Genomic DNA, 21,687 nt, shown 5'->3' with positions numbered 1-21,687 from the left:
GTGTGACCTCGGTCAAGCGGCAACAAGGCAGGGGTAAGTGCTTGGCAAAAACCGGCAGTCGGGGACGGACATGGAGAGGGCGCCGCCCCGGAGGATTCGAACCTCCGGAACGGCGCCCTGACTTGGGGGTGGCGCCCCCGCGGGCCGGTGGGCCTACGGGAAGGTGAGCCGCCAGCCGTCGATGTAGCCGGTGTCCGCCGGACCCTGGTCCTGGACGCGCAGCTTCCAGGTGCCGTTGGCCGATTCGGAGGAGGCGTTGACCGTGTAGGTCTCGTGCACGTCCGCCGCCGGGTCGTAGCCGCTGTTCTTCAGGCGGTACGTCGACCCGTCGGGCGCGACCAGGTCGATCTGGAGGTCACCGCGCCAGGTGTGCACGATGTCCACGCCCACCTTGAGGTTGCTCGGCGCGTTGCCGGTCCGTCCGGAGACCGTGAGGGACGAGGTCACCGCGGACCCGTAGTCGGGGATGTTCACGTTCGTGCCGCTCTCGAACGTGGTGCCCTCCCCGGGTTCGCCGCCGTCACCGGGCCGCGAGCCGACGTTGATGCCCGCCCACGCGTTCGCCACCGCGGTGTACTCGGCGCTGTCGGTGCCGTACAGCTCACCGGCCGCCGCGAGGGTGCCGGTGCGGGCGCCCGCGTAGTTGGTGGTCGAGGTGAACTTGGTGGTCAGCGCGCGGAACCAGATCTTCTCCGCCTTGGCGCGGCCGATGCCGGTCACCGGGAGGCCGTCCGAGGTGGGCGAGTCGTAGGTGACACCGTTGATGGTCTTGGTGCCGCTGCCCTCGCTCAGCAGGTAGAAGAAGTGGTTGGCCGGGCCGGACGAGTAGTGGACGTCCACTCCGCCGATCCCCGAGTACCAGTAGTCCTTGGAGGCGCCGTCCTTGCTCGGCTCGTCCATGTAGCGCAGCGGGGTGCCGTCGCCGTTGATGTCGATCTCCTCGCCGATGAGGTAGTCACCGACGTCGGAGGAGTTGTTGGCGTAGAACTCGACCGCGGTCGCGAAGATGTCGGAGGTGGCCTCGTTCAGCCCGCCGGACTCGCCGCTGTAGTTGAGGCCCGCGGTGACGGAGGTGACGCCGTGGCTCATCTCGTGCGCGGCCACGTCGATGGACGTCAGCGGGTTGGCGTTGCCCGAGCCGTCGCCGTACGTCATGCAGAAGCAGCTGTCCTGCCAGAACGCGTTGACGTAGTTGTTGCCGTAGTGGACCCGGGAGTAGGCGCCCACGCCGTCGCCGCGGATGCCGGAACGGCCGTGCACGTTCTTGTAGTAGTCCCAGGTCAGCGCGGCGCCGTAGTGGGCGTCGGCGGCGGCGGTCTCCGCGTTGGAGGCGCTGCCGTTGCCCCACACGTCGTCGGACCCGGAGAAGAGCGTCCCGGTGCCGGAGGTGCCGCGGTTGAGGTTGTACGTCTTGTGGTTGCCGCGCGCCGTGTCGGTCAGCGTGTACGAGGACCCGGACTGCGCGGTGCCCAGCGTCACCGTGCCGCTGTACATCGTGTTGCCGGTGCCGTTCTCGACGGCCTGGTACTCGTACAGCTTGGCGCCGGTGGCGGCGTCGGTGACGACGTGCAGCTCGTTGGGGGTGCCGTCCTCCTGGAGGCCGCCCACGACCGTCTCGTACGCCAGGACCGGCGTGCCGTTCGCCGCCCAGATCACCTTGCGCGGGGCGCGGTCGGCGTCCGGCTGCTCCGCGCCGGCGGCCTTCGCGGCCGACACCGCCTGCGACTCGGCCTTCGCGGCGGAGATCTTCGGCGTGACGGTGGCGGGCCTGATCGCCTTCGCGGTGGCCTTCACGACCTGCTCGGTCTTCCCCGCCTCACTGGCCACCACGAGGTCGCCGCCGAGGACGGGCAGGCCGTCGTAGGTGCGCTCGTAGCGGGTGTGCAGGGTGCCGTCCCGGTCCTTGAGCACGTCCCGGACGACCAGCTTCTCCTTGGCGCCCAGACCGAGCTCGTCGGCGGTCTTCGCCTTGGCGGCGTCGGCGTCGCGGATCAGCTCGGCGCGCTGGGACGGGCTGAGTTTCACCAGCTCGTTGCCCGTCGCGGGCGACGGGTCGGGGGCGGCGGTGGCGGTGCCGGACTGGACCGCGGTGGCGATCAGCGCCGCCACCCCGGCCAGCGCGACGGCCGCGGCGCGCCGGTGCGCGGCGCGGCGGGAGCCGCGGGAAGCGGTGTGGGAGGTGGTGTGGGAGGTGTGTCTGTGGGGAGTACTGCTGCTCAACACTGACTCCTTCTGCGCGGCCGCGGGTCACGCGGCCAGGGGAGACCGGTCGGCGGGTGGCCGGCCGGGCGGAACTGTGCGGTACGCAGAAACCACGTGCTACGAGCCGGCCGCTGCACAGCACTCGTGGGGAAGCCGTGGGGGCGCTGTGGAGGGCCGACGGAAGAGTGGCAGGAGAAAGCGCTACTTGTCAGGGGCGCGTCAGTAAGTTGGCTGGAATTGGTTCGTTGACCGGGCGTTCACGTTCGATAAACGGAATCTTCGCCGTCCCGTCCCGGCCGTCCTCCGGCGGCCGTCCGGCTGCTGTCCGGTCAATCAGTAGCGGCGACCGGATCCCCGTGCCAGGAGCCCCACAGGGCCGCGTACGCCCCGCCCGCCGCCACCAGCGCGTCGTGCGTGCCCAGCTCGGTCAGCAGGCCGTCCTCCATCACCGCCACCCGGTCGGCGTCGTGCGCGGTGTGCAGGCGGTGCGCGATGGCGATGACCGTACGGCCCTTCAGCACGGCCGCCAGCGCCTGCTCCGTGTGCCGGGCCGTCGTCGGGTCCAGCAGGGCCGTGGCCTCGTCCAGGATCAGGGTGTGCGGGTCGGCCAGCACCACCCGGGCCAGGGCCAGTTGCTGGGCCTGCGAGCCGTCCGTGGAGTGTCCCTTCGCGCCCAGCTCGGTGCCGAGCCCGTCGGGCAGCTCGCGCACCCACCCCTCGGCGCCCACCGCGGCGAGCGCCGCCCACAACTCCTCGTCCGCGGCCGCCGGTTCGGCGATCAGCAGATTGTCCCGGACCGTCCCCAGGAACACGTGGTGCTCCTGGGTGACCAGCACCACCTGACGGCGTAGCCGCTCCGGACCCAGGGCGACCACGGGCACCCCGCCCACCGTCACCGAACCCGCGGTCGGCGCGTCGACGCCCGCCAGCAGCCGGCTCAGCGTGGTCTTGCCGGCCCCGGAAGGACCGACGACCGCCAGCCGCTCGCCCGGCCGCACCGTCAGGTCCACCCCGCGCAGCACCTCCCCGCCCCGTTCGTAGGCGTACCGCACCCCGGACACGTCGATCCGGTCGTCCGCGGGCACCGCCGACTCGTCCGCCGTCGCCCGCGGGGCCCGCGCCAGCCCCTCCACCCGGGCGAAGGAGGCGCTGCCGGCCTGGAGCTGCTCGACCCGCATCAGCACCTCGTCCAGCGGTCCGGCCAACTGCTGGAGGTACACGGCGCAGGACACCACCGCGCCGAGACTCGCCGCCCCGTGGGTGTGCAGGACCCCGCCGAGCAGCAGCACGCCCGCCACCGGAAGGACGTAGGAGATGTCCACCGCCGGGAAGAACACACTGCGCAGGAACAGCGTCCGGAACCGGGTGCGCCGCGAGACCTCCAGCGCCTCGCGGTTCGACGTCACCCGCCGCTCCGCCAGCCCGAACGCCTCGACCGTACGGGCCCCGGCCACCGTGGCGGCCAGGCTGTCGGCGACGTCCGAGTTGGCCGCGCCCTCGGCGAGGTAGGCCGCCCGCGCCCGGCGCAGGTACCAGCGCAGCGTCAGCCAGGCCGGCGTCAGCCCGAGCACCCCGACCAGGCCGAGCAGCGGGTCGAGCACGAACACCGCGGCCGTGAGGAACAGCGCCTGCACCGCGTTGACCAGCAGCTCGGGACCGGCGTCACGCAGCGTCGTGCCGACGGTGGTCACGTCGGCGGTGCCGCGCGTCGTCAGGTCCCCGGTCCCGGCCCGCTCCACCACGGACGCGGGCAACGCGAGCGCCCGCTCCACGTACCGCTCGCGCACTCGGGCGAGCGTCCGCTCCCCGAACCGGTGCCCCACGTACCGCGCCCAGCGGGCCAGCAGCAACTGCGCCAGCGAGCACAGCAGGATGGCCAGGGCCATCCGGTCCACGGCGGCCACCCCGCCCCCGCCGCGCACCTCGTCGACGATCCGGCCCAGCAGCCACGGACCGGCGAGGCCGGCCAGCGCGGCCAGCGCGTTGAGACCCAGGACGAGTGCGAAGGACCTCCGGTCGGCGCGCACCAGGCCGGCCGCCGCCCGGCGGACGTCGGCGCGCTCGGCGACGGGCAGCTGTGTCATCGGGCCGGTTCCCCCTCCTCTTCCCGTTCTTCGACGCCCTCGTCGTCCCGCGCGACCAGGGCGCGGTACCCCGGTTCGGTGTCCAGGAGTTCGCGGTGCGTGCCGGTGGCCGCGACCTTGCCGTCGACCAGGTGGTGCACGACGTCCGCGCGGGCGAGGAGCAGCGGTGAGGTGGCGGCGAGCACGGTGGTGCGGCCCAGGCGGGCGTGCTTGAGGCGGTCGGCCACGGTGGCCTCCGTGTGGGCGTCCAGGGCGGAGGTGGGTTCCGCGGCGAGGAGGACTTCGGGGTCGGTCAGCAGGGCGCGGGCCAGGCGGATGCGTTGGCGTTGGCCGCCGGACAGGTCGCGGGCTTGCGCCGCGACCTGGGTGTTCAGTCCCTCGGGGAGGGCGCGGACGATGTCTTCGGCTGCGGCCGCGTGGAGGGCTGCGGTGAGATTCGCTGTCGCGTCTGCCCCGGGCCGTTGTGTCGCGTCTGCGGATTCGTTGTGGCTTGTCGCGCAGTTCCCCGCGCCCCTGAGGGGCGTTACCTCGTCGCCGATCACAGCGCTCAGGGTGCCTGCGAAGAGGTCGGCCTCCGGGTCCGCGATCAGGATGCGGGAGCGGATCTGGGGGAGGGGGATGTCTGACAGGGGGATGTCTCCCCAGGTCGCGTCGGACGGGGTGTAGCGGGCCAGGCGGTCCAGGATGTCGGTGGCGTCGGACGGGCGGGTCGTGACCAGGGCGGTCAGGCGGCCGGGGAGGATGCGGACGCCTGAGGCGGGGTCGTGGAGCACCGAGGGTTCCGCGGGGGCGTCCCGGGTGCCCTCGTCCGGGGCCGGTTCCAGGCGCAGGAAGGCGACGACGCGGCGGGCTGCCACCACGCCGCGGCTGAGCTGGTGGCCCATCTCGATGAGGAACGCCACCGGCCAGCCCAGCGCGACGACATAGCCGTACACCGACACCAGCTCGCCCACGCTGATGTGCCCCTGCGCCGCCAGCCGGGCGCCCAGCCAGGTCACCAGGGCCAGGAACAGCATCGGCAGGCCCACCCCGAGGGCCTGGATCCAGCTGGTCACCGCGCCGACCCGGTAGCCCTGCGCGCGCAGCCGGTCCGAGTCCCGGCGGAAGGCGTCCGCGACCAGGCCCTTGCCGCCCAGCCCGTTCAGCACCCGCAGCCCGCCCGCCAGGTCGCCGATCCGCGCGGTCAGCACGGACTGCCGTTCGCGGTACTCGGCCTCCCTGCCCTGCAGCCGTCCCATGAGCGGCCCGAGGAGCACCCCGAGCACCGGCACCCCGAGCAGCACCACCAGGGCGAGCCGGGTCGACACCGACAGCATCAGCCCGCCCACCGCCGCGTAGGCGACGATCGCGCCGACGCCCGGCCCCACGGCCGTCAGGGAGGTGCTGATGGTCTGTACGTCGCCCACCCCGATGGTGACGACCTCGCCGGTGCCGACCTGCCCGCGCAGCGCCGCGCCGAGCCGGGTCGCGTGCCCGACGACCACCTTGACGGTGCGGAAGTTGGCGTCCAACCGCACCTTCGTCATGGTGCGGTGCCGCATCATGCCCAGCCAGGCGTTGACCCCGCCGACGGCCACCATGGCGCCCGTCCAGCCCGCCAGCGCGCCCATGTCACCGGGCTCCAGGCCGTGGTCGACGGCCCGGGCCATCAGGTACGGCGTCGCCGCCAGCAGCACCATCCAGACACTGGCCAGCACCGCCCCCGCCAGGCACCGCGGCCACTGCCGACGGACCAGCCACGCCAGGTACCGCCAGCCGCCCCGGCGGTCCGGAGTACCCGGGTCCGCGTACGCGTCGATCCTCATGCCAGGCTGTCCCGCCACGCCCGGTGCAGATCCGCGAACCGGCCGGTACCGGCGATCAGTTCGTCCGGGGCGCCGTCCTCGACGATCCGGCCGTGCTCCATCACCAGCACCCGGTCGGCGATCTCCACGGTGGACAGCCGGTGCGCGATGACCACCGCCGTACGGCCCTTCAGCACCGTCGCCATCGCCCGCTGCACCGCCCGCTCACCGGGGATGTCCAGCGAACTGGTCGCCTCGTCCAGGATCAGCACCGCCGGGTCCGCGAGCAGCGCCCGCGCGAACGCCACCAGCTGGCGCTGACCGGCGGAGATACGGCCGCCCCGCTTGCGGACGTCGGTGTCGTAGCCGTCCGGCAGCGCGGCGATGAAGTCGTGGGCGCCGATCGCCTTCGCGGCCCGCTCGATCTCCTCCCGCGTCGCCTCCGGGCGGCCGATGGCGATGTTGTCGGCGACCGTGCCGGAGAACAGGAACGCCTCCTGGGTCACCATCACCACCCCGCGCCGCAGTTCGGGCACGGCCAGGTCGCGCAGGTCGGTGCCGTCCAGCAGGACCCGCCCGGCGGAGGGGTCGTAGAACCGGGCGAGCAGCTTGGCCAGCGTCGACTTGCCCGCGCCGGTCGAGCCCACCACGGCGACCGTCTGCCCGGCCGGGAGCGTCAGTTCGAAGCGCGGCAGCACCTCGCCGCCGGTGCGGTAGCCGAAGCTCACCGAGTCGAAGACGACCTCGCGGCCGGGGTGCTCGGACTCCAGCGGCGGCAGCTCCTTCGGCGCGGTCGGCTCCGGCACCGACGGCGTCTGGGCCAGCAGCCCGGCGATCTTCTCCAGCGAGGCGGCCGCCGACTGGTACGAGTTGAGGAACATGCCCAGCCGGTCGATCGGGTCGTACAGCCGGCGCAGGTACAGCACCGCCGCCGCCAGCACCCCGAGCGCCAGCGTGCCGTCGGCGACCCGGTAGGCGCCCCACAGCACGATGCCCGCGACGGCCGTGTTGGCGACCAGCCGGGAACCGACCACGTATCGGGCCATCTCCAGCAGCGCGTCGCCGTTGGTCCGCTCGTGCCGCTCGTTCAGCACCGCGAAGTCGGCGTCGTTGGCGGCCTCCCGGCGGAAGGCGCGCACCGGCCGGATGCCGTTCATCGTCTCCACGAACTTCACGATCACCGCGGCGATCGCCGTGGACCGTTTGCGGTACACCCGCCCCGCGCGCCGCTGGTAGAGCCGCACCAGCGCGTACAGCGGCACGAACGACGCCACCGCCACGGCGCCGAGGCCCCAGTCCAGCCAGAGCAGCAGCGCGGCGATGTAGACGAAGGAGAGGATGACCGTCACCAGCTCCTGAAGCCCCTCGTCGAGCAGTTCGCGCAGCGACTCGACGTCGGTGGTGGAGCGGGAGATGAGGCGGCCCGAGGTGTAGCGCTCGTGGAAGTCGACGCTCAGCGCCTGCGCGTGCCGGAAGATGCGGCCGCGCAGGTCGAGCAGCACGTCCTGGCTGACCCGGGCCGCGGCGGCGATGAAGGCGTACTGGAGTCCGCCCGCCGCCAGCGAGCACAGCAGGTAGCCGGCGCCCACCGCGATCAGCGGGCCGTGGTCGTCGTCCCGCAGGGCCGGCACGGCGTGGTCGATGGCGTACGCCACCAGCAGCGGGCCCGCCTGCACAGCCGCCTGCTGGAGCAGCAGGAGGAGGACGGTCAGGGTGACGCGGGCCTTCATGGGCGCCAGCAGGGAGCGCAGCAGGGCGCCGGTCGCGCCCGGGGGGCTGGGCAGCACGTCCTGGTCGAAGGAGTCGTCGGCGGCGGTGCGGGCGGCCGTCTCGGCCGCGTCGTCGGGCCCGGGCTCCTCCGGCTGGTCCCGTTCCGGCGCGGTGGCCGTGGGCGCGGTCATCGGCCGTCCCCTTCCTGGGATCCCCCGGGCTTCCCGGGCCCGTCGAGCCCGGACATCAGATGGGCGTACTCGGCGCTGGTGCGCAGCAGTTCGTGATGGGTGCCGACGGCGGCGATACGGCCCCCGGAGAGCAGGGCGACGCGGTCGGCGAGCAGGACGGTGGAGGGGCGGTGGGCCACGATCAGCGCGGTGGTGTCCGCGAGGACCTGGCGCAGGGCGGCCTCCACGGCGGCCTCCGTGTGCACGTCCAGCGCGGACAGCGGGTCGTCCAGGACCAGGAACCTCGGCCTGCCGACCACCGCCCGCGCGAGCGCCAGGCGCTGACGCTGGCCGCCGGACAGGCTCAGGCCCTGCTCGCCGACCTGGGTGCCGGTGCCCTCGGGAAGCGCGTGCGCGAAGTCGGCCTGGGCGACGGCGAGGGCCCGGTCCAGCTCCTCGTCGCCGGCGCCCGCACCGGCGCCCATCAGCACGTTCTCGCCGACGGTGGCCGAGAAGAGGGTCGGCTCCTCGAAGGCCACGGCGACCTTCGAGCGCAGCTCCTCGCGGGACAGGGCGGTGATGTCCTCGCCGTCCAGCGTGATCCGCCCCGCGGTCACCTCGTGCAGCCGGGGGACCAGCGTGGTCAGCGTCGTCTTGCCGCTGCCGGTCGCACCGACCAGGGCCATCGACTCGCCGGGACGGATGTGCAGGTCGACGTCCGTCAGCAGGGGCGGGGAGTCGGGGGCGGCGTCGGGATACCGGAACCGCACGTGCTCGAACCTGAGCCCCCCAGCCGCGGGCAGTCGTGCCTCGCCCAGTGCCTGAACGGCCTGGGAGGCACCCCGCAACGCCGGGCCGCGCTCCCCACCCCCCGGCACCGACGCAGGGCCACCAGCACCCCCCGGAGACTCAACCTCCGCGTCCATCACCTCGAAGTACCGGTCCGTGGCCGTCGCCGCCTCCTGGCTCATCGCCAGCAGGAAGCCGATGGACTCCACCGGCCACCGCAGCGCCAGCGCCGTGGACAGGAACGCCACCAGCGTCCCCGCCGACAGTGCCCCGTCCGCCACCTGCACCGCCCCGACCACCAGCGCCGCCCCGATCGCCACCTCCGGCAGCGTCACGATGACCGCCCAGATGGCCGCAAGCAGCCGCGCCTTGCGCAGCTCCGTGCCGCGCAGCGTGTGCGACAGCTCGTGGAAGGCGCGGGCCTGGCTGCGGTGCCGCCCGAAGCCCTTGATGATCCGGATGCCGAGCACGCTCTCCTCGACCACGGTCGTCAGGTCCCCGACCTGGTCCTGCGCGCGCCGCGCCACCGCCGAGTACTTCTTCTCGAAGATCCCGCAAGTGATCATCACCGGGATGGCGGGCCCCAGGATGACCAGCCCGAGCGTCCAGTCCTGGACCAGCATGATGCCCACGCCGACCAGGATCGTGACGCCGTTGACCAGCAGGAACGTCAGCGGGAAGGCGAGGAACATGCGGAGCAGCATCAGATCGGTCGTCCCGCGCGAGAGCAGCTGCCCCGAGGCCCAGCGATCGTGGAAGGCCACCGGCAGGCGCTGCAGGTGCCGGTACAGGTCCGCGCGCATCCCCGCCTCGACCCCCGCCAGCGGCCGGGCCACCAGCCACCGCCGGAACCCGAACAGCAGCGCCTCCGCCAGCCCGAGGAGCAGCAGGTACAGCGCCCCGAGCCACACGCCCGCCGGATCGCGGTCGGCGACCGGCCCGTCCACCATCCACTTCAGGACGAGCGGGATCACCAGCCCCACGCAGGAGGCGAGGATCGCTATCACCGCGGCCGTACCCAACCGCGCGCGCACCGGCCGCACATAGGGCCACAGCCGCAGCAGGGCACGTACGGTGGAACGCGTCCCGGTGGTGTCCGGGGCGGCGTCCGGGGCGAGATCCGTGGCGGGGGCAGGTTTCTTGGGCATCAGCAGCGAGCCTACGGTTCACCACTGACACTGCCCACCGAGTTTTCGGGCCTCGCCCGGGGCACCTGAGCCGATCCCCGGCCCGGGGCTCAGGTGGCCGGGTAGGGCAGCAGCTCGCGGTCGGTGCGCTCCCAGGCCGCCTTCAGCTCGGCCAGCAGCTCCGGCCGGTCGGCCGCCAGGTCCGCCTGTTCACGGGCGTCGGCGGAGAGGTCGTACAGATGGTCGCGGCCCTGTGCGTCCTGGTAGTACTTCCAGTCGCCGCGCCGCAGCGCCCGGTTGCCGCGCACCCGCCAGAACAGGTCGCGTTCCGGCAGCTCCCGGCCGCGCAGCAGGTAGCCGGCGAGGCTGTGCCCGTCGAGGGGGTACGCCGGGTCGGGGCGGGCGCCGCCCAGCTCCAGCAGGGTGGCCGTCCAGTCCGGGGAGTACACCGGCTCGTGGCTGACCTGCCGTCCGTCGACGCGGGCCGGCCAGCGCAGCACGGTCGGCACCCGGATGCCGCCCTCCAGCAGTTCCGACTTGCCCCCGCTGAGCGGCCACTGGTACGAGAAGCGCTCACCGCCGTTGTCGCTGGCGAAGACGACGACGGTGTTCTCCTCCTGACCGGACCGGCGCAGCGCGGCGAGCACCTTGCCCACCGAGGCGTCCAGGTTCTCCACCATCTCCCGGTACTTCTCCACCGAGCCGCCGTCGTTGTGCAGCAGCGCGCCCAGCACGTTCCCGGACCGCACCTCGTCGGCGATCGCGGCGCCGGTGTCCTCGTCGTTCTCGGTCAGCCAGGGCCAGTGCGGAGTGGTGAAGTTGAGGTTCAGCAGCCAGGGCCGGTCGTGGTCGCGGCCGACGTACTCGACGGCCCGCTCGGTGAGGACGGTGGTGTAGTAGCGCAGGTCCTTGTAGGTGGCGTCGCCCTCGTACAGGTCGTATTCGCCGAGCTGGCCCAGCTTGGAGAAGTACTCCAGTGCGCCGCCGAAGTTGCCGAAGAACTCGTCCCAGCCGGACTTGGTCGGGCTGTGGTCGGGGAGCCAGCCGCAGTGCCACTTGCCGATCAGCGCCGTGGCGTATCCGGCCCGCTTCAGCAGGGACGCGAGGGTCGGGTGGCCGGGGTCCAGCCCCTGGGCGCGGTTGCCGATCGGCTCCGCCAGCCCGCCCTCCGTACGGCCCGGGTAGCGCCCGGTGTAGAGGCTGAACCGGGTGGGGGAGCAGGTCGCCGATCCCGAGTAGGCCTGGGTGAACCGCACCCCCTGCGCGGCGAGCCGGTCGAGGTGCGGGGTCTTGATGTGCGGGGCGCCGTAGCAGGACAGGTCGGCCCAGCCGAGGTCGTCGCCGAGGATGAACAGGAAGTTGGGGCGCTTGCCCGGCCGGGACCCGGTGCGCGCCGCGAACGGGCGTTCGTCGGAGGCGGGGGCGGGGGCGGCGGGCGTGGCGGCCTCGGCCGCGGACGTACCGGCGACGGCGCTCAGCGCACTGCCGCCGACCAGGCCGCCGAAGAGGCGACGGGATATCTCGGGCATGCGTGATCCCCTGGAGGACGAGGGTGGGAGTGCGCGCCCGAAGGGGCGCCGACCAGGGACGTTTCCAGGCCCGCCGAGGCACGGTCAAGAAGATCGCCGACGAGTTCACGGAGCCGAAACGCCGCCTTGAGAAACCGCCCGGACGGGGTCAGCCGGCCACCCGCAGCAACAGCACCGTCCGGGCCTCGACCGTGATCGGCGTCCCCGCCGGATACCCGGTGCCCGGTGCCTCGTCCTGCTCCTCCCGGCCGGTGTCGACGACGACCTCGTACCGCTGCGCCCACGGGGCGCCCGGCAGGACGAAGCCGGCCGGTTCCCCGCCCGCGTGCAGGACGGCCAGGAAGCTGTCGTCGGTGATCGGGTCGCCGTGCTCGTCGCGGCCCGGGATGTCCCGCCCGGACAGGAACATGCCGAGGGTGGCGGCGGGGGCGTACCAGTCCCGCTCCGTCATCTCCGTGCCGCCCGCGGTGAACCAGGCCAGGTCGCGCAGGCCGTCCGCGGAGTGCGCGCGGCCGGAGAAGAAGGCGCGGCGGCGCAGCACCGGGTGGTGGTGGCGCAGGGCGAGGAGCCGGGAGGCCAGCGCGAGCAGGGGGGCCCACTCCGGATCGTCCCGTAGGCTCCAGTCCACCCAGCTCGTCTCGTTGTCCTGGCAGTAGGCGTTGTTGCTGCCGCGCTGGGTGCGGCCCATCTCGTCGCCCGCGACCAGCATCGGCACCCCGGTCGACAGCAGCAGCGTGGTCAGCAGGTTGCGCAGCTGGCGGCGGCGCAGCGCCCGCACGGCCGGGTCGTCCGTCTCGCCCTCCGCGCCGCAGTTCCAGGACCGGTTGTCGTCCGTGCCGTCCCGGTTGCCCTCGCCGTTGGCCTCGTTGTGCTTGCGCTCGTACGACACCAGGTCGCGCAGGGTGAAGCCGTCGTGCGCGGTGACGAAGTTGACCGAGGCGTACGGGCGCCGTCCGCCCCACGCGTACAGGTCGCTGGAGCCCGACAGGCGGTAGCCCATCTCCCTGACGTCCGGCAGCGCGTGCCGCCAGAAGTCCCGCACCGCGCCCCGGTAGCGGTCGTTCCACTCCGTCCACAGCGGCGGGAAGGCACCCACCTGGTAGCCGCCCGAGCCGACGTCCCACGGCTCGGCGATCAGCTTCACCCGGCGCAGCACCGGGTCCTGCCCGATCACCGCGAGGAATGGGGAGAGCATGTCGACGTCGTGCATCGAGCGGGCCAGCGCCGCCGCGAGGTCGAAGCGGAAGCCGTCCACGCCCATCTCGGTGACCCAGTAGCGCAGCGAGTCGGTGATCAGGCGCAGCACGTGCGGCTGCACGACGTGGAGCGTGTTGCCGCAGCCGGTGTAGTCGGCGTAGCGGCGGGCGTCGGGCTGGAGGCGGTAGTAGCCGCGGTTGTCGATGCCCTTGAGGGAGAGCGTCGGGCCCAGCTCGCCCGCCTCCGCCGTGTGGTTGTAGACCACGTCGAGGATCACCTCGATGCCGGCCGCGTGCAGCGCGCGCACCATCCGCTTGAACTCGCCGACCTGCTCGCCGGTGGTGCCGGAGGCGGCGTAGGCGGCGTGCGGGGCGAAGTAGCCGACCGAGTTGTAGCCCCAGTAGTTCCTCAGGCCGCGCTCCAGCAGATGGCTCTCGTGCGCGAACTGGTGCACCGGCAGCAGCTCCACCGCCGTCACGCCCAGCCGGGTCAGGTGCTCGATCGCCGCCGGGTGCGCCAGGCCCGCGTAGGTGCCGCGCAGCTCGGGCGGGATGTCCGGGTGCAGCTTGGTGAAGCCGCGCACGTGCAGCTCGTAGATGACCGAGTCCGCCCACGGCGTCTTGGGCCGGTGGTCGTCCGACCAGTCGTCGTCGTCATGGACCACGACACCCTTGGGGACGTACGGAGCCGAGTCCCGGTCGTCGCGCACGGTGTCCGCCACCCGCTGCTCCGGCCAGTCCCGCACATGGCCGTAGACCTCGGGCGGCAGGCCGAAGTCGCCGTCCACCGCGCGGGCGTACGGGTCCAGGAGCAGCTTCGCCGGGTTCCAGCGGGCGCCGGTCCACGGGTCCCAGCGGCCGTGCACCCGGTAGCCGTAGCGCTGGCCCGGCCGGACGCCCGGCACGAAGCCGTGCCAGATCTCGTGGGTCAGCTCGGTCAGCCGCACCCGGCTCTCCCGGGCACCGGGGCCCGCACCGTCGAACAGGCACAGGTCCACCGCCTCCGCCCCGCCCGCCCACAGCGCGAAGTTGGTGCCGGCCACCTGGCCGGGGCCGGTCCGGAACCGGGCGCCCAGCGGCACCGGGGTGCCCGGCCGGGCCGCAACGGGGGGCGGCGGCTCGGTGTGCCGCGCGCCGTTGACCACGACGGCGGGGCGCCCGTCCGCGACGGTCCGCCCGTCCGCGAGGCCCCGTCCGTCCGCGGCGGGCCGCTCCCCGGGCACCGCCTCCTGCTCGGCTGCGCTGGACACCTGTCAGCCTCCCACGGCTCGTGGGGCGACGTCCGGCAGGAGGGCGTGCGGCGTCCCGGCCGCTGCTCCCCGTCGCGTCGTCCTCCCCACAGTTCTGCCCACCGGGTGGCTCGCACTCACGTTTCCCCAGGGCCGACCGGTCGTTACGGGTGGATGTGAGGCACGAACACGGGCGCGCAGGGCGCGCGGGCGCCGCTCTGGCCGCCCTACTGACATGGGCAGGACTGCTGGCCGGGGCCGCCGGATGCACCTCGGACGGCGGCGGCATCGGTTCCGGCATCGGCTCGGGCATCGGCGAGATGTTCGGCAAGCAACCCGCCGCCGAGGACGTCATCCGGATCACCCCGGACGACGGGAGCAAGGCCGTGGGGCCGGACGGGAAGCTGTCGGTGCGGGTGCCCGACGGGCGCCTGGAGTCGGTGAAGGTGGTCAGGTCCCAGGACGCGCAGGAGACCCCGGTGCCCGGCCGGATCTCCGCGGACGGCCTGAGCTGGCGGCCCGACGACGACCGGCTGGCGCTCGCCGCCAAGTACACGGTCGACGCCGTCGCCCTGGACGGCGCCGGACACCGCTCGGCCCGGCACACCACGTTCACCACCGAGGTCCCCGAGGAGCGCTTCATCGCCTACGTCGCCCCCGAGAACCGCTCGGTCGTCGGCACCGGCATGATCGTTTCGCTGGAGTTCAACCGGGAGATCAGCGACCGCGCGGCCGTCGAACGCGCCGTCACGGTCACCGCGCAGCCCCCGGTCGAGATCCGCCCGCACTGGTTCGGCAAGGACCGCCTCGACTTCCGCCCCGAGGAGTACTGGAAGCCCGGCACCGAGGTCACCGTCGACCTGGATCTGCGGGACGTCGAGGGCGCCGAGGGGGTCTACGGACTCCAGCACAAGAAGGTCTCCTTCACCGTCGGCCGCAGCCAGGTCTCCCGCGTCGACGCGGCCGAGCGGACCATGGAGGTGCGCCGCGACGGCACCCTGCTGGCCACCGTGCCGATCACCGCGGGGGCGCCCACGACGCCCACCTACAACGGCCGGATGGTGATCACCGAGCTGCTGGAGGTCACCCGCATGAACAGCCGCACGGTCGGCTTCGGCGGCGAGTACGACATCCCCGACGTCCCGCACGCCATCCGCCTGACCAGCTCGGGCACCTTCCTGCACGGCAACTACTGGGCGCCCGCCGACACCTTCGGCCGGGCCAACGTCAGCCACGGCTGCGTCGGGCTCCGCGACGACAAGGGCGGCGGCTCCGACACCCCGGCGGGCTGGTTCTTCGACCGCAGCCTCGTCGGCGACGTCGTCGAGGTGGTGCACAGCAAGGACAAGACCGTGGCCCCCGACAACGGGCTGGGTGGCTGGAACATGAAGTGGAAGGAATGGAAGGCGGGCAGCGCGGTGAAGTGACGCCGGCCCCCTTCCGGCCCCCGGCCGCCAACTCGGTACGGAACGGTGACAATTCACCTGTCCCGCAACCCCCTGGCCTGCGGTTACGATGCGCCGGTGCGCGCGGGCGCACCGGGGTGCGGGCCGGACCAGGCCCGGCGAGGGGAGACAAGGGTGAACGTGCGTCCGATAGCGGGGGCGGTACTCGGGCTGCTGATGCTGACCGTCACCGCGTGCGGTGGCAGCGGCTCGGGTTCGGGGACCGGGGACGGCAAGGGGGAGAAGGCCAAGGACTCCACCGCGGCCCAGAGCGAGCAGTCCCAGGCCGTCGTCACCATCGCGCCCGCGAACGGGGCCAAGGCCGTCGACACCAGCGGCGCCCTGAAGGTCGGCGCCGCCAAGGGCAAGCTCACCGAGGTCGTCGTCAAGGACGGCAAGGGCGTGAAGGTCGACGGCAAGATATCCGGGGACGGCGCCACCTGGACGCCGTCCACCCACCTCGCCGCCGCCACCACGTACAGCGTGCACGCGGTCGCCAAGGACTCCGAGGGCCGCACCGCCGCCGAGGACTCCCGCTTCACCACCCTGACGCCGAAGAACACCTTCATCGGCACCTTCACGCCGGAGGACGGCTCGAAGGTCGGCGTCGGCATGCCGTTCTCGATCCGCTTCACCCGGGGCATCACCAACCCGGAGGACGTCGAGAAGGCCATCACCGTCAAGACCGAGCCGGCCGTCGAGGTCGAGGGCCACTGGTTCGGCAACGACCGGCTCGACTTCCGGCCCGAGAAGTACTGGAAGGCCGGCACCAAGGTCACCGTCGACCTGAACCTCGACGGCGTCGAGGGCCGCGAGGACGTCTACGGCAAGCAGGCCAAGACCGTCTCCTTCACCGTCGGCCGCAGCCAGGTCTCCGTCGTGGACGCCAAGAAGCACACGATGAAGGTCGTGCGGGACGGCAAGACGATCAAGACCATCCCGGTCACCACCGGAGCGCCCGGCTACGAGACCTGGAACGGCCAGATGGTCATCACCGAGCGGCTCGCGGTGACCCGGATGAACGGCGAGACCGTCGGCTACGGCGGCGAGTACGACATCAAGGACGTCCCGCACGCCATGCGCCTGTCCACCTCCGGCACCTTCATCCACGGCAACTACTGGGGCGGCGACGCCTTCGGCAACCGCAACTCCAGCCACGGCTGCATCGGCCTGCGCGACGTGCGCGGCGGCTGGGACGAGGGGGCGCCGGCCCGCTGGTTCTTCGAGAACTCGATCATCGGCGACGTGGTCGTGGTCAAGAACTCCGAGGACGCCACCATCGCCCCCGACAACGGCCTCAACGGCTGGAACATGTCCTGGGAGAAGTGGAAGGCATAGGCGCGCCGCGACCCGTACGGACCGCGAGGCGACAACGCACCCGGGGCCCCACGGCACGTGAACGCCCGCTAACCTGCGGAGCATGACCGTACATCTCGAAGTCGCCGAAGGCGTCGGAACCCTGCGCCTGGACCGCCCGCCGATGAACGCGCTGGACATCGCCACCCAGGACCGGCTGAAGGAACTGGCCGAAGAGGTCACCCGGCGCGAGGACGTGCGCGCCGTGGTGATCCACGGCGGCGAGAAGGTGTTCGCGGCGGGCGCGGACATCAAGGAGATGCAGGTGATGGACCACGCGGCGATGGTCGCCCGGTCCCGCGCCCTGCAGGACTCCTTCACGGCGGTGGCCCGCATCCCCAAGCCGGTGGTCGCGGCGGTGACCGGCTACGCGCTGGGCGGCGGCTGCGAACTCGCCCTGTGCGCCGACTTCCGCATCGCGGGGGAGAACGCCAAGCTGGGCCAGCCCGAGATCCTGCTCGGCCTGATCCCCGGCGCGGGCGGCACCCAGCGGCTGTCCCGGCTGGTCGGCCCCTCCAAGGCCAAGGACCTGATCTTCACCGGCCGCCAGGTGAAGGCCGACGAGGCGCTGGCGATCGGCCTGGTGGACCGGGTGGTCCCCGCCGCCGAGGTCTACGAGCAGGCGCACGCCTGGGCCGCGCGGCTTGCGAAGGGCCCCGCCATCGCGCTGCGCGCGGCGAAGGAGGCGATCGACACGGGTCTTGAGACGGACATCGACACCGGCCTCGCCGTGGAGCGCAACTGGTTCGCGGGACTGTTCGCCACGGAGGACCGTGAGCGCGGGATGCGCAGCTTCGTGGAAGAGGGCCCCGGCAAGGCGAAGTTCCGCTGACCGCCTGCCGCCCGCGGCCCGTGTACCGCCCGAAGTTGCCTAGTACCTCTTGCAATTGACGCGGTGTCTGATCCGGGTCCCTCGATGGGGCGGTTTATGGCAGCCTTAACGCACCATTAAGCGCGCCTTGTCGAGGGAGTCCGTCGCTTGTCTCCGGCCGAGCCGTTCACGCAGGTCAGTCGGGCTGTTTCCGGTCCCGAACTGCCTGCGGCATATGCCGATCGACCGTCGCCCGGCCCGGCGCCCGCGGGGGCGTATTCCCCGGGAACGGCCCCGGAGGCCCCCGAGGACGGCCATGATGGGGGCATGGCGGGGCTGGATGGTACGGAACTGCCGCGGGGAGCCGGACGTGCGACCGCGGCGCGCTGGTCGCCGGCGGTCGAGGACGAACGCGCGCTCAAGGCGCTGGAACTGTTCGGCAACCCGACGGAGCGTGAGGTTCCGTTACCCTCCCGTCCCGAGTCCGCCGCCACCGCCCGCCGGCTCGCCCAGGTCGTCGCCCTGCGCCAGTGGCAGCTCGGTCCCAAGGTCACGGAGGACGCCGTCCTGCTCGTCTCCGAGCTGGTCGGCAACGCCGTGCGCCACACCGGCGCCCGGGTCTTCGGCCTCCGCATGCGCCGCCGCCCCGGCTGGATCCGCGTCGAGGTCCGCGACCCTTCCCGGGGGCTGCCCTGTCTGATGCCGGTGCAGGAGACGGACATCAGCGGGCGCGGCCTCTTCCTCGTCGACAAGCTCTCCGACCGGTGGGGCGTGGACCTGCTGCCGCGCGGGAAGACCACCTGGTTCGAGATGCGGGTCGTGGACCGCTGAGCATCCATCTGCCGCTGAAATCAACCCGGTTCGCCGGACACGCCACCTACGGGTGAGAATCCGGAGCGGTCCCCTCCGGAGCCGGGATCGTATCCGCATGATCACCACTCGCCTGCGCCGACGGACCGCCGCCGCCGTCCTGTCGCTCTCCGCGGTCCTCGCCACCACCGCCGCCACCGCACCCGGAGCCGCCCCGGCCCCCGCCAAGGCCGCCCCCGCCAAGGCCGCCCCGGCCTGCCCCCAGTTCGAGGACAAGACCAAGGCCGCCGCCGACCGGGGCGTCGACATCGACCGCATCACCCCCGAGCCGGTCTGGCGCACCACCTGCGGCACCCTCTACCGCAGCGACAGCCGCGGCCCCCAGGTCATCTTCGAAGAGGGCTTCCACGCCAAGGACGTCGAGAACGGGCAGTACGACGTCGAGAAGTACGTCCTGGTCAACCAGCCCTCGCCGTTCGTCTCCACGAGCTACGACCACGACCTCTACAAGACCTGGTACAAGTCCGGCTACAACTACTACATCGACGCCCCCGGCGGCATCGACGTCAACAAGACCATCGGCGACACCCACAGGTGGGCCGACCAGGTCGAGGTCGCCTTCCCCGGCGGCATCCAGCGGAAGTACGTCATCGGCGTCTGTCCGGTCGACCGGCAGACCAAGACCGAGATCATGAGCGAGTGCGAGAGCAACCCGCACTACCAGCCCTGGCACTGACCGGCCCGGCGCGGAGAACGGCGGTGGCTCAGGGGCGCAGGAACAGCGCCTCCGAGCCCACCGGCAGATAACCCGCCGCCTGGAACGCCCGCAGACTGCGGGCGTTGCCCGCCGACACCTGCGCCCACACCGGCTCACCCCCGGCCAGCTGCCGCGCCGCCGTCACCAGCCGCCGCCCCAGCCCCCGGTGCCGGGCCGCCTCCGCCACCTCCACGGCCACCTCCAGCCGCCCGCCGACCCCGCGGCCCAGCACCAGCACCCCGCCGTCCGCCGCCCACACCCGCACCCCGTCGCGCCGCCGCCGGGCCGCGACCACGCGGGGATGCCCCGGATCGGCGACCTCCGTCAGCGCGAGAGCCGGCCGCCCCGGGAGCGGGGCACCGGTCAGCAGCACGTCGATCGTGTCCGTCCTGCGCCCCGTGCGCTCCGCGAAGGCCGCCAGGAACCGGGCGTTCATCGTCGCGGCCAGGGGATCGCAGCCCAGCGCCGCCAGCGTCTTGCGCACCCACCCCTCGTCCTCGTCGGTGAAGACCACCGAGTGCGCCGTGAAGGCGATGACCCCCGCGTCCCGCCCGCCGTGCTGCGCCACGACGCTCGTCCCGCCGTCCGCCGCGGGAAACACCCCCCGCGCCGCCGCGTCCAGAATGTCCCGCAGGCTCTCCGCCACACCGCGCTCCTTGAGTCTCCACCCACTGGAAGGTCCAGACTCCCAGACATGACCGACGACGGCACCGGCCTCATGACCATCGGCGCCCTGGCGCGCACCACCGGGCTCACGGTGCGCACCATCCGCTACTGGTCCGACGAGGGCGCCCTGCCCCCGCACGCCCGCTCCGCGGGCGGCTACCGGCTCTACGACGCCGCCTCCGTCGCCCGCCTGGAACTGATCCGCACCCTGCGCGAACTGGGCCTCGGCCTGGACGCCGTACGCCGTGTCCTGGCCGGCGAGACCACCGTCGCGCAGGTCGCGGCGGCGCACGTGAGCGCGCTGGACGCGCAGATCCGGTCGCTGCGGGTGACCCGGGCGGTGCTGTCCACCGTGGCGCGACGCGGCTCGACCGCAGAGGAGACGACCCTGATGAACAAGCTGGCGCGACTGTCCGCCGCCGAGCGACGGCGGATCATGGAGGAGTTCGTGGACGAGATGTTCCACGGGCTGGACACCGCCGACCCCGAGATCCGCGACCGGATGCGCGCCCACGCCGTCGACCTGCCCGACGACCCGACGCCCGAGCAGGTCGACGCGTGGGTGGAACTGGCCGAGCTGGTCCAGGACCCCGACTTCCGGGCGCAGATGCGCCAGGCGGCCGAGTTCAACGCCGCCGACCGCGGCAGCGACGCGTCCGACGGGGCGTCCATGTGGTTCGCCAGGCGCCTCGTGCAACTGGCGGGGCGTGCGCTGGAGCAGGGCATCGCCCCCCGGTCGCCCGAGGCCGAGCCCGTGCTGCGGGACCTCCTGGGCGACACCGACCGGGCCGCCGTACTCGTGCGCCTGCGGGCCGCCTTCGGCGACCGGGTCGCGCGCTACCGCGAACTGCTGGCCACGGTGCGGGGCACGGGACCGCTGCCCGCCCACCGGGAGGAGTTCGGGTGGGTGGTCGCCGCGCTGGAGGCGCGGGCGGGCGGTTAGTCTGACCTGCGTCAGAAGGACCCAGAGACGAAACGAGGGGCGGACCGGTGGCGGACATCGAGGAAGCACGCAAGCAGTTCGAGCGGATCGACACGGACGGTGACGGCCTCATCACCGCGGCCGAGTTCAAGACCGCGCTCGCCCAGGGCGGCGACTGGAACGTCACCGAGTCGGTGGCCGAGGTGATCATCGCCGACCGCGACCTCGACGGCGACAAGCAGCTGTCGTTCGACGAGTTCTGGGCCCACCTGAACAAGTAGCCGAACCGCGGCGAAAAGGGCGCCCGCCGGTCACCCGGACGGGCGCCCGCGCACGGAATAGCCCACCCCCGCCGGAGGTTGGAGCGGGTCACGGGCGCGAGCCGGACCGGGCTACGCGCGACACGACCTCCGAAAGGCCAGGCGATCGGCATCATGAAGATCGGCATCATCGGCGCGGGCAACATCGGCGGCAACCTCACCCGCCGGCTCACCGCCCTCGGGCACGACGTCTCCGTCGCCAACTCGCGCGGGCCGCACACGCTCACCGCACTGGCCGAGGAGACCGGCGCCACTCCGGTACCGGTGCAGGAGGCGGCGCGCGGCGCGGAGATCGTGGTCGTCACGATCCCGCTGAAGCGGGTCCCGGACCTGCCGTCCGGCGTCCTGGACGGGGCGGCCGAGGGCGTCGCGGTCATCGACACCGGCAACTACTACCCGCAGCAGCGGGACGGCAGGATCGCGGGCATCGAGGACGAGGGCCTCACCGAGAGCCGCTGGACCGAACGGCACCTCGGCCACCCGGTGATCAAAGCCTTCAACGGCACCTACGCCCAGGACATCCTCGACCGCCACCGCCCCGCCGGCGCGCCCGACCGGATCGCGCTCCCGGTGGCCGGCGACGACGAGGCGGCCAAGGCCAAGGTCCGCGCCCTGATCGACGAGCTGGGCTTCGACACCGTCGACGCGGGTGGCATCGACGACTCCTGGCGCCAGCAGCCCGACACCCCGGTCTACGGCCTGCGCGAGGGCGTCGACGGCGTCACCAAGGCGCTGGCCGAGGCGTCCCCGGAGCGGCCCGCGGCCTTCCGGGGCTGACCG

16 protein-coding genes are annotated in these 21,687 nt (G+C 72.9%); 8 read left to right on the top strand and 8 right to left on the bottom strand.

Translation table 11 applies throughout. The features are described 5' to 3' along the window. Nucleotides 1–153 precede the first annotated feature (153 nt). From K7854_RS22615 to glgX, 7 genes are all read right to left on the bottom strand, one after another. Nucleotides 154–2,220, bottom strand: coding sequence for a M4 family metallopeptidase (locus K7854_RS22615; protein WP_226028375.1), 2,067 nt, complete (start codon nucleotides 2,218–2,220; stop codon nucleotides 154–156). A gap of 311 nt (nucleotides 2,221–2,531) precedes the next feature. Then, nucleotides 2,532–4,286: an ABC transporter ATP-binding protein gene (locus tag K7854_RS22610; protein ID WP_226028374.1), complete on the bottom strand. Its 1,755-nt coding sequence runs from the start codon at nucleotides 4,284–4,286 to the stop codon at nucleotides 2,532–2,534. After that, the gene (locus tag K7854_RS22605; RefSeq protein WP_226028373.1) at nucleotides 4,283–6,091 is read right to left on the bottom strand and encodes an ABC transporter transmembrane domain-containing protein; all 1,809 of its coding nucleotides are present in this window, start codon (nucleotides 6,089–6,091) and stop codon (nucleotides 4,283–4,285) included. Before K7854_RS22605 ends, K7854_RS22610 begins: the two co-directional genes overlap by 4 nt. After that, a complete protein-coding gene (locus K7854_RS22600) occupies nucleotides 6,088–7,971 on the bottom strand; it encodes an ABC transporter ATP-binding protein (RefSeq protein ID WP_226028372.1) in 1,884 nt (627 codons plus the stop codon). The genes K7854_RS22605 and K7854_RS22600 overlap by 4 nt, the downstream gene beginning before the upstream one ends. Then, nucleotides 7,968–9,887 (bottom strand): ABC transporter ATP-binding protein, encoded by a 1,920-nt coding sequence (locus tag K7854_RS22595; RefSeq protein WP_226028371.1) that lies wholly within the window; start codon nucleotides 9,885–9,887, stop codon nucleotides 7,968–7,970. Before K7854_RS22595 ends, K7854_RS22600 begins: the two co-directional genes overlap by 4 nt. A gap of 89 nt (nucleotides 9,888–9,976) precedes the next feature. Then, nucleotides 9,977–11,395 (bottom strand): sulfatase family protein, encoded by a 1,419-nt coding sequence (locus K7854_RS22590; protein ID WP_226028370.1) that lies wholly within the window; start codon nucleotides 11,393–11,395, stop codon nucleotides 9,977–9,979. A 148-nt stretch (nucleotides 11,396–11,543) separates the two neighbouring features. After that, nucleotides 11,544–13,841, bottom strand: a complete 2,298-nt coding sequence (gene glgX, locus K7854_RS22585; RefSeq protein ID WP_226028369.1) for a glycogen debranching protein GlgX — start codon at nucleotides 13,839–13,841, stop codon at nucleotides 11,544–11,546. Nucleotides 13,842–13,996: 155 nt separating this feature from the next. Here glgX and K7854_RS22580 point away from each other — a divergent pair, with 155 nt between their 5' ends. From K7854_RS22580 to K7854_RS22560, 5 genes are all read left to right on the top strand, one after another. Next, nucleotides 13,997–15,247, top strand: a complete 1,251-nt coding sequence (locus tag K7854_RS22580) for a L,D-transpeptidase (protein ID WP_226028368.1) — start codon at nucleotides 13,997–13,999, stop codon at nucleotides 15,245–15,247. A gap of 153 nt (nucleotides 15,248–15,400) precedes the next feature. Beyond that, nucleotides 15,401–16,603: a L,D-transpeptidase gene (locus K7854_RS22575; protein WP_372481055.1), complete on the top strand. Its 1,203-nt coding sequence runs from the start codon at nucleotides 15,401–15,403 to the stop codon at nucleotides 16,601–16,603. 82 nt (nucleotides 16,604–16,685) lie between these two features. Further along, on the top strand, nucleotides 16,686–17,453 hold the full coding sequence (locus K7854_RS22570) for an enoyl-CoA hydratase/isomerase family protein (RefSeq protein WP_226028367.1): 768 nt from the start codon (nucleotides 16,686–16,688) through the stop codon (nucleotides 17,451–17,453). A gap of 306 nt (nucleotides 17,454–17,759) precedes the next feature. After that, a complete protein-coding gene (locus tag K7854_RS22565; protein ID WP_201302136.1) occupies nucleotides 17,760–18,263 on the top strand; it encodes an ATP-binding protein in 504 nt (167 codons plus the stop codon). A 97-nt stretch (nucleotides 18,264–18,360) separates the two neighbouring features. Further along, nucleotides 18,361–18,978, top strand: coding sequence for an ADP-ribosyltransferase (locus tag K7854_RS22560; RefSeq protein WP_226028366.1), 618 nt, complete (start codon nucleotides 18,361–18,363; stop codon nucleotides 18,976–18,978). A gap of 28 nt (nucleotides 18,979–19,006) precedes the next feature. Here the strand turns inward: K7854_RS22560 and K7854_RS22555 are convergent, their stop codons facing one another. Continuing rightward, a complete protein-coding gene (locus tag K7854_RS22555) occupies nucleotides 19,007–19,645 on the bottom strand; it encodes a GNAT family N-acetyltransferase (protein WP_226028365.1) in 639 nt (212 codons plus the stop codon). Nucleotides 19,646–19,693: 48 nt separating this feature from the next. On the opposite strand from K7854_RS22555, the gene K7854_RS22550 reads away from it, so the two are divergent. From K7854_RS22550 to K7854_RS22540, 3 genes are all read left to right on the top strand, one after another. Next, entirely contained in the window at nucleotides 19,694–20,608 is a 915-nt protein-coding gene (locus tag K7854_RS22550) for a MerR family transcriptional regulator (protein WP_226028364.1), read from the top strand. Nucleotides 20,609–20,655: 47 nt separating this feature from the next. Beyond that, nucleotides 20,656–20,868, top strand: a complete 213-nt coding sequence (locus K7854_RS22545) for an EF-hand domain-containing protein (RefSeq protein ID WP_127892525.1) — start codon at nucleotides 20,656–20,658, stop codon at nucleotides 20,866–20,868. Between the two features lie 78 nt (nucleotides 20,869–20,946). Next, nucleotides 20,947–21,684 (top strand): NADPH-dependent F420 reductase, encoded by a 738-nt coding sequence (locus tag K7854_RS22540; protein ID WP_226028363.1) that lies wholly within the window; start codon nucleotides 20,947–20,949, stop codon nucleotides 21,682–21,684. Nucleotides 21,685–21,687 lie beyond the last annotated feature (3 nt).

It is taken from the genome of Streptomyces hyderabadensis, assembly GCF_020404845.1.
In the GTDB taxonomy this organism is placed as follows: domain Bacteria; phylum Actinomycetota; class Actinomycetes; order Streptomycetales; family Streptomycetaceae; genus Streptomyces; species Streptomyces hyderabadensis.
Note: the sequence above shows the minus strand (reverse complement) of the source record. Positions and strands in the feature narration are given on the sequence as shown.